Source organism: Thermoanaerobacterium sp. PSU-2 (assembly GCF_002102475.1).
GTDB lineage: Bacteria > Bacillota > Thermoanaerobacteria > Thermoanaerobacterales > Thermoanaerobacteraceae > Thermoanaerobacterium.
In genome coordinates, this window is sequence record NZ_MSQD01000010.1 from 1 (window position 1) to 12,704 (window position 12,704).

Below are 12,704 nucleotides of genomic sequence, written 5' to 3' on the forward strand. Positions count from 1 at the left end.
TCATCTATAGTTGTATAATAAATTTTACAGGTTTTTTCTGAAAAGTGGATCACTTTTTCGTTAGCACAGAGCCACTTTTTGGCTCACTTTTATATTAGCATATACATAACTGTTAACATAATCAGAATATTTTATAAAAATATATGGAGATAATTTTAATCTCCATAATATAAATAAAATACACAATTTTATAATAGAAGAAGGAACTTACATATAAGCAACAGCTTTTGGCAATTTCATAAACAAAACTTCAGCACTAATATTAGCATATTAGCAACTTTGCGTCATTAGTATTCATACAACCATATTTCATTTAACGCAAAAATAGAGTTTATAAAGTCAATTTTCATTCCTAGTTGTGCCTCGCTAAGCATGGATGAAAATCCTATGAATAAATAATCATGACAACATAAATAACTCTTTAAATATCTTTCAAATCCATATCAATATACACAACTTCTGAGTTTTTTTACATTTTCCTCATAATTTCTATCTCCATAAAACAGTCCCGCTGTTCCTGCTACAAATATACGGGCTCCAGCATCATAAAGCGGTGGTATAGTTTGTATGTCAATATGTCCATCCACTTCTATTTCAACATTGTTGAAACCTAAGCTATTAAGAAAATCTCTTGTTTTTTTTACTTTATTAACTGTAGAAGGTATAAAATCCTGACCGGCAAAACCTGGATTGACCGCCATTATCAGCACGATGTCTAAATAATCAACAATTGGTTCTAATAATAAATGGGATGTTCCAGGATTTAATGCTATTCCTACTTTTACATTATTATTTTTTATTTCTTGAAGAGTTCTATTTAAGTGGGTACATGCTTCAATGTGTACTGTTATTATGTCTGCACCTGCATCAACAAAATATTTTATATATCTTAATGGCTCTTTTACCATTAGATGTACGTCTAATGGTATATTTGTAATCCTCTTTATTGATTTTATTTCAGTACCACTCATTGCAAAGTTATCAACAAAGTTCCCATCCATTATGTCTATATGAAATAAGTCTACTCCGCTTTTTTCTAAATCTTTTATTTCATTATTTAAATTAAGAAAGTCACAGCACATCAAAGATGGAACTATTTTGATTTCTTTCATTTTCTATTCCTCTTCTCTATGTCAGATATCATTTTTATCCTATTTAAATGTCTACCACCTTCAAATTCTGTTGTAAGCCAAACATCTATGATCATTTTGGCTAGTTCAATACCTACTACTCTTGAACCTAATGCTAAAATGTTTGTATCGTTATGCTGTCTGGACAATTTTGCTGAATAGCAATCGCTGCATACTACTGCTCTGATGCCATTCACTTTGTTTGCAGCCAGCGATATGCCTACCCCTGTTCCGCAAAATAACAATCCTTTTTCACATTCACCGCTGGCTACTGCTTTTGCAACTGCTTCTCCATATATAGGATAATCCGTTCGCTCTTTTGAATAGCACCCAAAATCTTTATATTCAATGTTCTTTTCATCTAAATATTTTTTTATTTCTTCTTTAAAATCAAATGCTACATGATCGCTACCTATAGCTAACATTTTTATCATCCCTTCTAAACATTTTAAGAAAATACAAGTATATACATTTTGACCATGTATATACTTGTCAATTATAACTATTTCTTATATACACCAATTAGACATACTGTTATTACAAATTTAAATTTAATTAAATAATATCAAGAAATCGCTAAAGCACTAATTGTTGCTTAAATCTTCTCCATTAGTTGCAATAACTTTTTTGTACCAATAAAAACTCTTCTTTGGATAACGCTTTAAATTGTCATTTTTATCAACATATACAAATCCGTAGCGCTTTTCAAAACCTTCACGTGTTGAATATAAGTCAATAGCTGACCATGTTAAATATCCTATGATCTCAACTCCTTCTTCAACTGCTTCTTTCATTCTTTCTATATGCTCTTTTAGATATTTAATGCGGTAATCGTCATTAATTGTTCCATCATCTTCTAGTTTATCGCGATGTCCTAAACCATTTTCTAAAATCAATATAGGCATTTGATATCTATGATAGAAATCTATCAAAAAATGTTTGAATCCATATGGATCAATGTTCCATCCCCATTCTGTCTGTTCACAATATGGATTTGTGCCTTTTATGTTTGACATGGATATTATTTGTTCATCATTATTTGATTTTATTACGCTGCTCATGTAGTAAGTAATTGATAAGAAATCTGGCTCTGCAGCACCTATTATATTCAGATCTCCATCAAAAATAACATCTGATAAATCATATTCGGAAAAGTATTTTAGGTAATACTTTGAGTACTTTTTACGAGCTAATATATCCGCATATCCATAGCCGAATATATATGCAAATTGATCAGCTGCTTCAACATCTTTAGGATTGCAACTAAATGGATATACACATGTATTGCATATATTGCCACCTGTTTTTGCTTCTGGGTCAATTTTATGAACTAATTGTGTAGCTTGTGCATAAGCTAGATTCATATTATGCTGTAGTTGAAATAGTTCTTTCTTGTTCTTTGTTTTATAACCAGTTATATATTCATCATCGAAAATTACACAATTTTGTTCATTGAACGGTACCCAGTATTTTACGCGACCTTTAAACCTAGTAACAACTGTTTCAACATAATGCAGGTAGTCTTTTACGCATTCTCGAGAAATCCAGCCGTTGTATTTTTTTAAAAGGTTGTATGGCAAGTCATAAGCGTATAAGGTTACTACTGGTTGAATATTGTACTTCTCAAGCTCTTTTAACATTGTATCATAAAAAGCTAAACCATCTTCGTTTGGCTCTAAATCATCGCCATTGGGAAAGATTCTTGACCATGACATCGTAAATCGATAAATTTTGAAGCCCATTTCACCTAAATATCCAATGTCTTCTTTTAAATGATGATAATGATCTGAAGCTATTTTAAAATCTTCAAAGTTTGATTCTTTCGGCATATTGGGTATTTCCCTTACGTCTGCAATAGAAAGTCCTTTACCTCCTTCATTCCAACCTCCCTCAAACTGCTGCGCATTCGTAGAACTTCCCCATAAAAATCTTTTTGGAAAACCTTTATTCTTCATCTATATTCCCCTCTCATATTTCTCGTTTAATTATCTGTTATTTCCTGCCATTCTCTTCCATGTATAGCGTCTACCTCTTATTGTCAAAGATAATTGATAAAGATTTTCTGGCACGACAACACCAGGGTAACCTGCATCACCAATGGCATGTATATCTGCACCTGTCTCTTTCATCATCAATGCTATTTGCCTTATTGTGTCTACATCTGCTCCTTCCACAGAGCTATCAAGAAATACCATAGCTAATGTACCTGGTTTGTATGAATGAGTAAATTCTACACATTCTCTAATCATGTCTGTTGAAATTCCATGGCGAGATCCCGGAGCTGGAAGTGTAATAACGTCTGCACCTACATCAATTAAGTCTTTAATTACTTCTTTTGCAAGCCTTTTTGCAAGAGGATCTCCCAAAACTTTTTCAACTGTACCATCTTCCCACTTTCCAGCAAAAATAAGAGCTTTATCTCCTACTATGCTTTTGGTCAGTTTGGTAGCTGCTATTATACTTTCAAATGTTGTACCCGTTCCAGGATTACCACCAAGTATTATGAAATCTGCTCCTTCATTTAAGCATTTTTCTATATTTTCGGCTGATGCTACTCTATCAGATGCAGCCTCGCGTCTTTCTCCAGCTACATTAGAATTAACCTCAGGACATTCTAAATATATACCTAAAGGTCTATTTACTAATTTTTTTACATCTTTTAATCGCATACCTAACATTCCAGGCATTTCTTTATTTTTATCCAAAGCATATCCATTTAATAATATCAAATCAGCTCCAAAGGCTGCTTCTAATTCTGTATTAGTAATGCCATCAATAAGCCCCGAAAACATAACTAAATTCTGTGCAAGTATTGTTCTCCCTTCGGCAGCAAATATTGATTCTTTTAGCTCTTTTGCAGACATTTTTTCAAAATCGCTTCTTGTACAACTAAGTATCCTCTTAACTTTACTCATATCAAATCCTCCTAAAACACCATTTTGCTTCAAATTATCAATATCTTTAATTCGGCAAGCAATTTAAACAAATTACTTGCCGAATTTCAATGACCAAATCATAGTTTTTATAAGGCAATTAATTATTTACTGCTTTAACGTCCTCTTCCTCTTTTAAAGCTATTCTATCTGCAATTTTAAAAAACGGAAAATATAGGACTACTGACAAAAGATACATTAAGATGAGGTAAATACCAAATCCTACACCTGCACCAAGTAAAAATCCACCGGGAATAAATGGCATCGTAAACACTGAAGAAGGAAGTGCTATTGCAGGAATGCCTATAATGTGTATTTTCATTAATAGATAACCGATTGTAAAAGCAATTACTGGTGTCAAAACAAACGGAATGAACATAATTGGATTCAATACTATTGGAAATCCAAAAACTATTGGTTCAATAATATTAAATACGTTAGGCAATAGCGCAAGCTTTCCCAGAGTTTTATAGCGACTACTTTTAGCAAATAAAGCCATATTTGTTGCTAAACCCAGTAATAACCCCGGTCCTCCAATCCACTGATTAACAGCAAACATGAATGTCAATGTAAGCATGTATGGAATTGGTTTACCAGCAGCTAAAGCTGATTGGTCAGCCATCATAGGTCCTGTCCAAACTGCCATCATCACAGATAGCACAACCAATGTCCCATGTACACCTAAAGCCCATAATATTTGAATCACGAATATACTGATAATAAATGCAGTAAACGAATTACCGAGACCTGTTAGTGGAGTCTCCAACATTTTGTAAATAAATTGACTTAAACTCCCAAATGAAGTCGCACTAAAAATTGCTCTAACTATAAGAAATATTGTAGCAGTAATAATTCCGGGAATAACTGCTTCAAATGCTTGAGATACCATAGGCGGAACTGAATCCGGCATTTTTATCTTCCAGTTTCGATCAACAATGAAACTGTAAATGTATGTTGCAAGTATTCCAACAATAAGAGCTGTAAAAATTCCTTGTGCTCCAAGCCAGTTTATAGGAATAACAGAATTAACTGGTATAGTTTTCTTAGCAGAATCAACAACTGTTGTACTGAAAGGCGTCACTAAAATAAAACTTAGTAAAGACACTACTGACGTTGAAAAAACATCTTTGTTAAAAGCTTTTCCGAATTGATATCCAAGAGCAATAACAAGATAAAGTGCTATCATGTCAGTCGTTGCACTTACTCCAGCGTTGAGTATACCTTTAAGATTTGTTTTCTCTAAAAAAGCAGTATAACCAGCACCAAATGGAGCTGAAACAATCAAAGAGAAAATTGCACCAGCCATAAGTGCTGGCATTGTCGCCATAAATGCTTCTGTAATTGCTTTTAGATACTTATTACTCTGTATTCTACCTGCCATAGGTACCACTTTCTGTGTAATCGCATCCATCTTCATTCTAATTCCTCCTCTTTATTAGAATTTTATAAAATCCCTTATTCTATTTTTTACATCTCTATGATTTAATATCATCTACTCATTATAACTTGATTATTTATCATTTTTGTGATAATTTACTGTTAAATACTAAAATTAAAAACTAAAAGCTATTTTTTGCATTTATATTTATTAATTCTAGTTTTACTTTAATACCTGTTTGGTCAAACTTTGCTACCTGATCCGTATAAATTCAATTTCATTTTTTTAATCTCAATTATCTTTTTTATTTTTTATCAACTTTTTTATTCGAAACAAATATGACTTTACAACCCTAACACATTCTTTAAAACTTTTTCTCCATTCATCATGCCATAGTCTATACTGTCTATTACTTCCACTTTTATTCCTTTAGGTTCGTACGTTTGTTTATACTTATTTAGCAGAAAACCTACCTGGGGTCCTAAAAGCAAGATGTCTGTATCGTTTTCGTACTGCTTAAATTTGCTCTCTGAAGTTGCCCTTATCTCAACCTCCTCTCCTAACTTTTTTGCTGCTTCCTTCATCTTTGTAACCATTAAGCTTGTAGACATTCCTGCTGCACAAATTAAAGTTATCTTTTTCATCTTACTGCCTCCTCATTTTTAGATAATGTGTTTTCCTATTAATATATAATGCAATTATCGTGCCAAAACACTTTCAAGCTTTAACTGCTTTTCGTACATGTCAATAAATTCTTGGGCTAAATCTTTTACAGTTATTGCATTCATAAGGTGGTCTTGAGCATGTACCATAAGAAGCGTAACTTCCTTCCTATTTCCGGCTGCTTCATCTTGAATAAGTTTTGTTTGCACGTCATGAGCTTTATCCAACTCCTCACATGCTTTATCAATCTCCTTTCTCGCCTCTTTAATATTGCCAGATTTCGCATACTGAATGGCAGTCATCGCATGTGACCTAGCATTACCACCATTTACAATAATTTTCATAACTATTTCTTCGTATTCCATTTGCAACGTCCTTTCTTATCATGATTATTGTTGTGTTTTCATTATATTAAATATGCAAATATCGTGCCAAAACACATTGTATAAAAAAATGCGGCAAAATGCCGCGTAAAGTCAATGTATTATTTAAGTATTATCTTGTAGTTGAAAAAAGTCATGATGTAGCAAATCTCATCATCTGAAATATTTATATCGTATTTTTTATTTAAAATCTCACATGACTTTTTAACTATTATATAAAGTTCACGGTTTTCCGAAATATATTTTTCCCTATCAACAAATTCATCAACAGATCCGCCGCCCTTTAATCTATCTATCATACAAGCAACATGCAGGGCTATTCCAATCAAAGCGTTTGTATTAATTTTTGTATTCAGTTCACTTTCAATGGCGCTTATAAATTTTCGTATATCTTGTAGAACACTTTTACTGCTGATATTTTTCAACTGATTTTCTAATGTATCTCCCATCTTTAAATAAGTATTTTCAATATCTATAAGCCTTTGTATAGGCTTTATGGCCTCTAAACTTAATACTTCATGCAATCCATATTGAGGTATGCTTGTATCTATTTTAAATGAGCTCACTATGCATAAAATTTTGTTTTCTCTTTCAATATTTCTCAATCTGGTATGAATGCTTTCTGTCCCCACAAGATTTATAGGAACAATTTCAAATATATTGCTGTCGTATTTAAGATGCTTATCAAGAATATTTTTTACAGCAACAGCGCTTCCTTCTCCAGTTGTACATACAGTTACAATAGAGATTTTCCCTTTCATTTCATTATCTAAATCAGCCCGCCGCTCAATCTCTAAAAATGTATTGACATTCAAAGTTTCATCATATACTTCCTCTAGAGAATACCCCATCATTGCCTTTCTTGTGGCCTCTATGACATGTAGTGTACTTACAAGCGGAATTGTTTTTGTCCTTATTCCAAATTCTTTTTCAATTTCTTCCCCAAAAGTTGTAAGAGACCCCATGTCCACTAAAAATAAGATATCAGATTTTATCCCAGAATTTTTAAGATATGCCTTCAACCTTGAAATAACCTGCTGAGGCTTTTCATCAAGTGGAGCATTAATGCCTATAGCATATTTCGTTCCTAAAAGGTTATTGGCAGTTTCCACCATAGAACTAGCTGTAGCAGTACCATGTGCAATTACAATTACTTTTACGTCTTTCTTCTCTTGCTCTTTTACAACTCTACCGTCGAAGGCAAAAAGCATAGCAAGAAAGCCAGCTTCATCGATAGGCATAGATACATCCAATACTCGCTCTATTATTTTCAGGCAATCAAGGGCTGTATTAAATTCTTCACTATGTTCAGTTCTAATTCTATTTAGCTGGGGATTCACGATCTTTCTATTTCGCTTAATTCGCTCAACCGCATTGTATATGTGTACTGCCATTCCACAGTAAAGTTCTTTGCTTAATTCCTTTTTCAGCCTCTTTTCAGCATATTTTATAATCTCTTCTACCGTTTGGACGATTTCAATGCCAACGACATTTTCGATGTCAGAAACGTCAATAATCTTATTGACTTTGTGAAAATACTTTTCAAAGTAATCATTTATATCTTTCTCCATCTCTTTATCAAGTTCTTCACCTGTAAGTCCCATGCTTTTAAGCTCATGCATCCTAGAATCTATCATTTCATAAATATTATCTTTGCTGCTATCTTTCTCAAACAAGATGTTTTCTTCATTTTTGTCAAATACGTAGTACCTTTTATTTATCTCTAAAAACTTATTCCAAAGTTGACGGTGTTCCGTTTCCATATAAAGGCCATTTCTTATATACTGCGGCAAATCAATGCTATTTATTTTTATTTCTTCTTTTTTATTTGAAACAAAATCTGCATAAGCTTTTGCACACGCAAGCTGAATATCTGTTTTCAACTGCCCAATGTTATTTGGACAGTTATAGCTTAGAAAAGCTTTCATTGAATTTACCGACACAATAATTTGCCTACCGAGTTTATTCGATTCTTCCCTTATAAATTGGCAGATAAGGTTGAATCTCTCATCAATGCTTCTCTCTCGAAGACTTGGCAGACGTATGATCATCGGAATTCTTCTTGTAAATGTCTTAAGAAGGATAGAATCTGGATTCTCTGTAGTAGCAGAAATTATCAATACATTGGATTTTCTCTCTAAATCGGTTTCACCAAGCCTTCTAAATATGCCCTTATCCATAAAGGTAAAAAACATTTCCTGCCCCTCTGGCGGAAGCCTATGAACCTCATCTAGAAAAAGTATTCCTCCATCAGCTTTTTCTATAAGTCCCACTTTATCATAATCCGCCCCTGTATAAGCACCCTTTTTAGAACCAAATATTTGTCCCACCAAAAGTTGTGGATTATTGGCATAATCTGCGCAGTTAAAAACTATAAACGGAGAATTTTCATCCATTCTATTCATTTCAATTGCATATTTGTGTATGAGTTCTGCAAACATTGATTTTCCAACGCCTGTCTCTCCCAATATTAATATGTGCATTCCATTGGGAGGATACAGTATCGCTGCTTTAGCCTGCTCCACTGCAGAAAATAGACTTGGATTTTTTTCTAAAAATTTATCAAGAGAAGTTTCTTCTCTTTTATTTGAAATTTCCTCAACATATCTAAAAAGTACCGGCTTTGTACCTACTTTAACTGCTTTTCCTTCATCACATAGTCTATTTAAATCGCTACTGACATTAGCTCTGCTAAGCCCAAGAGAGTCAGCTATATCAGAAGCACTTACGCCTATTCCTCTATCCAGTTCTTTTAGTTTCTGATAAACAATATCGATTCTCTTCAAAGTTACCACCTCAAGTAAAACAATATAACATAAATCAATTTTAAATCAAATTACGCACAATATTCTCTTTTATTTATTATACATTAACTAAATCTTAATATAAATGAAAAACTTTGCACTTGCTTATTTATTTTTTGCATAAAAAAGAGGCAGCTTTAAAGACCACCTTTTCAAATCCCAAACATCTTTCTTCCATCCATCGTCAATGATCCCATATCTAATTATTATATTGTTGCAGTATTATTTTTGAAAAGACTATCAAATCATTTAAACCATTTTCAATCAAATCCTGGACAATTTTCAAATCTATCAATTGATAATTATGCACAGCGATGTTTCTAAAACCAACCATAGACTTTAATTTTTTCTCTAATGCGCCATCTATGATGCCATTTTTACGAAGCAGTTCAAATGCATCTCTACTATTTTGAGGAATGTGTAATTTCAGTTTTATTAATTACAACATCACTCACTGTAAATCCGTCCCCTTTTTAATATTTTATCAATTATTTCAGCTCTTTCCTCATTCAATTTTGCATAATCTTTCAATGCATACATTTCGAAATTCATTCGACTTAAATCATCACTGCAATAAATTATTTTTTTCGTTCCTACCACCTGAGCTTTGAATACAGTTGATGCTTTTCGCAAATCTATTAAATCCACATCCCGTTTTAGTAAATCCGCTAATTCCTGCGAAATCATAAATAAATCATAACCGCTAATATCTTTATCACTTAAATATGCGATATCAATGTCACTATCGCTTCTAAAGATGCCATTTACAGCCGAACCAAACAGATATATTACATACGGCTCTACTTTATTTATAAGAAAATTCTTTATTACATCGACTTGTTCATCGTTAATATTCATCGTCATCACCACCATTCATTATGATACATATGATATTAATCAAAAAACGATTGTATAAAAAGACCTTAACTTTTCTTGATAAAATCTTTCAAGATTATTATGCCATATTGTTCTATCGCATACAATAGAAATTCATATCCCACCTTAAAAAGATGAAAATTTTCTTTCAAACCTTTTGCTATTTAGTTTTTATTAACAATTGCAAAAATAATTTAGCGTTAATATTAAATAACAGCATTAAAAAATCTCCCCTCTTTTCAGATGGAGAGATTTTTAATCATATATTCATTTGAACATCGTCACAAATGACTTAAATAACGTTCTTACATCATACTGATATTGATTTATTGGTTCCACAGGTCTAGTTATTCCAAAAAGTTTATATACAGCAATTCTTGCAGATCTAACTGAATATTCTTCTGTGAATACTACGTCATCAGGTATTTCACAAAATTGCCCAATAAATGCTAAATTAGTTGAGCCTTCTGGTACAACTTGAGGTCTATCTCCTATCGACCTTGGCATAAATTGTGCTGTAATAAATGGCATCATGCATGGAATGCAATTTGCCGATTTTATTATATCACCCATTTCTTTTTCAAATTTTAAATGATGCAAAAGTTCAATTAATATTTCTTCTCCTGTACATTCTGACATCCTCTTTTTAACATAATTACCTGGATTATCAGGATACAATCCATACCCCCAAAATACTTTCACATTATCAGGCTGATTTCTAAAGTGTGGTTGGTGTGCCAAAACAATTGACATAAACCAATTAGAATCCTTAAATGTAACAAGGGCGCCTGTCCCAGCTTTATTACGCGAAAATTTTTCCATCAAATCAAAAAACTTTGAATCATGGCAAGTTACAGTAAATGATTCCCACTTTGACCCTTGTATATTATCGTCAAATACAGTAGGATTTCCTAAACCTTGTTTTTTCTTTGAAATCTTATCCCATAATTTCCACGATGCACCTTTTTCATTTAAAACAGGTGGCTTTGTCATGGATCCTAAGCTGTAGCCCTCTGTCATTGAACCATTTGTGACAAATACAACGTCGCTTTCATTTAACTCAATTGTTTTTTCCATACCTTCTTCTTTGTAGTATATCTTTGTAACCGTAATTTTATCTGAATCCTTAAAGTCTAGATCTGTTACGACACATTTCAGTTCGAAATCAACATTGTGATTTTCCAAGAACTTCTTTATTGGTAAAATCAAAGAATCGTATTGATTATAAGGTGTTCTTGTCACACCTTCCAATGTATGAATTCTTGGAAATTCATGCATAAACCTTATCATATATCTTCTTAATTCTGCTAAACTATGCCACGGTTGAAATGCAAAAGTCGTTGCCCACATGTACCAAAAATTGGTCTCAAAAAAGTGTGGCTTAAACCAATCACTAATTTTTAACATATTAAGCTTCTCTTCAGGCGTTACAATGAGCTTTGCCAAAGCAATTCTATCATCATTGTCAAAACCCATAGATGATACATCTATGACTTCACCGTTATTATTAACAAGCCTTGCATTAGAATGGGTTGGATGCTGAGAATCAAATTCAATTATTTCTTCTCTAACAGATTTCTCCGGATTGTCAATAGATGGTATTGACAATAAAAGCTCCCAAGTATTTTCATAAGTCTCATCGTTTAACATCCTGCCGCCTCTTATTACATATCCAGTTTCAGGATTACCTGCGCCATCATTGCTTCCACCTAAGACGTTCAATTCTTCGAAAACATGAATATGATCACCTGGAAAGCTGCAGTCCCTAATCAAATAGCACGCTCCTGCAAGTGAGGCTATTCCTCCTCCCACAAAATAAGCATGAGTGTTTTTATAATCCCTCATAAAAATCAGCTCCTTGATTATCGAATATTTCTAAAAATAATATAGCTTTATAAAACTGAATTTGAAATAATCAAAGAGCCTAAACTGTATAAAATTTTGACATTTGATAGAATTTGTATATTTTTTAATCACACAGCTCATATTTTTGTAGAGCTTTCATGAAATTGCCTTCAATAAGTTCACTTAAATCTTTAATTAGTTTCTCCGGCTCTTCCTTCATACCTTTTTTCATCCATTGTATTATTAATCCTATAAATGCCAGGGTATAAAAATTCGCAATAAATTCCTTGTGTTTCTCCTTCACTTTCATGTTCCTGGATATTTCATAAACAACCCCAATAACAAGGTCATATGTTACAGAATAAAGATAATTCTCCAAGTGCTCTCTCCCCAATGAGTTTAATGTATTCATGCAGAATAATTTGTTATCCTCAATGTATTTAAATACTTGATAAAATCCCTCTGTCCAATGTTCATAATTTTTATATTGAGAGATTTTTTCAATAGCTTCTTTTTTATAAATCCACTCAAGCAGTTCAAAAATATCGTGAAAATGATAATAAAAAGTCTGCCTATTGAGGCCACATTTATCTACTATATCCTGTACAGAGATTTTATTTAATGGCTTTGTTTTCATCAATTCTTTAAGCGCATCAGCCATGGCTTTTTTCGTTATTTGAGAATTTGCCATA

The 12,704-nt window shown here is 32.7% G+C and carries 12 protein-coding genes; all 12 read right to left on the minus strand.

The genetic code is table 11. The annotated features are described in order from the left end of the window. Positions 1–443: 443 nt before the first annotated feature. On the minus strand, positions 444–1,112 hold the full coding sequence (gene rpe / locus BVF91_RS08730) for a ribulose-phosphate 3-epimerase (protein ID WP_085113038.1): 669 nt from the start codon (positions 1,110–1,112) through the stop codon (positions 444–446). Next, entirely contained in the window at positions 1,109–1,555 is a 447-nt protein-coding gene (rpiB, locus tag BVF91_RS08735) for a ribose 5-phosphate isomerase B (RefSeq protein ID WP_085113039.1), read from the minus strand. The genes rpe and rpiB overlap by 4 nt, the downstream gene beginning before the upstream one ends. 159 nt (positions 1,556–1,714) lie before the next feature. After that, positions 1,715–3,085: a glycoside hydrolase family 1 protein gene (locus tag BVF91_RS08740; protein ID WP_085113040.1), complete on the minus strand. Its 1,371-nt coding sequence runs from the start codon at positions 3,083–3,085 to the stop codon at positions 1,715–1,717. A gap of 30 nt (positions 3,086–3,115) precedes the next feature. Further along, positions 3,116–4,045 (minus strand): DUF7916 family protein, encoded by a 930-nt coding sequence (locus BVF91_RS08745; protein WP_085113041.1) that lies wholly within the window; start codon positions 4,043–4,045, stop codon positions 3,116–3,118. 118 nt (positions 4,046–4,163) lie between these two features. After that, positions 4,164–5,480 carry a PTS sugar transporter subunit IIC gene (locus tag BVF91_RS08750; protein WP_206199042.1) on the minus strand — a complete coding sequence of 439 codons (1,317 nt, stop codon included), beginning with the start codon at positions 5,478–5,480 and terminating at the stop codon, positions 4,164–4,166. A 305-nt stretch (positions 5,481–5,785) separates the two neighbouring features. After that, positions 5,786–6,085 carry a PTS sugar transporter subunit IIB gene (locus BVF91_RS08755; protein WP_085113042.1) on the minus strand — a complete coding sequence of 100 codons (300 nt, stop codon included), beginning with the start codon at positions 6,083–6,085 and terminating at the stop codon, positions 5,786–5,788. A gap of 54 nt (positions 6,086–6,139) precedes the next feature. Further along, positions 6,140–6,469: a PTS sugar transporter subunit IIA gene (locus BVF91_RS08760; protein WP_085113043.1), complete on the minus strand. Its 330-nt coding sequence runs from the start codon at positions 6,467–6,469 to the stop codon at positions 6,140–6,142. A 119-nt stretch (positions 6,470–6,588) separates the two neighbouring features. Further along, positions 6,589–9,273, minus strand: coding sequence for a sigma-54-dependent transcriptional regulator (locus BVF91_RS08765; RefSeq protein WP_085113044.1), 2,685 nt, complete (start codon positions 9,271–9,273; stop codon positions 6,589–6,591). Between the two features lie 217 nt (positions 9,274–9,490). After that, positions 9,491–9,727, minus strand: coding sequence for a type VII toxin-antitoxin system HepT family RNase toxin (gene hepT, locus BVF91_RS08770; protein WP_143588997.1), 237 nt, complete (start codon positions 9,725–9,727; stop codon positions 9,491–9,493). An 11-nt stretch (positions 9,728–9,738) separates the two neighbouring features. Then, on the minus strand, positions 9,739–10,149 hold the full coding sequence (gene mntA, locus BVF91_RS08775) for a type VII toxin-antitoxin system MntA family adenylyltransferase antitoxin (protein ID WP_085113045.1): 411 nt from the start codon (positions 10,147–10,149) through the stop codon (positions 9,739–9,741). Between the two features lie 285 nt (positions 10,150–10,434). After that, on the minus strand, positions 10,435–12,012 hold the full coding sequence (locus BVF91_RS08780; protein WP_085113046.1) for an oleate hydratase: 1,578 nt from the start codon (positions 12,010–12,012) through the stop codon (positions 10,435–10,437). A 124-nt stretch (positions 12,013–12,136) separates the two neighbouring features. Further along, positions 12,137–12,703: a dihydroxyacetone kinase transcriptional activator DhaS gene (gene dhaS, locus BVF91_RS08785; RefSeq protein WP_085113047.1), complete on the minus strand. Its 567-nt coding sequence runs from the start codon at positions 12,701–12,703 to the stop codon at positions 12,137–12,139. Position 12,704: the final 1 nt, after the last annotated feature.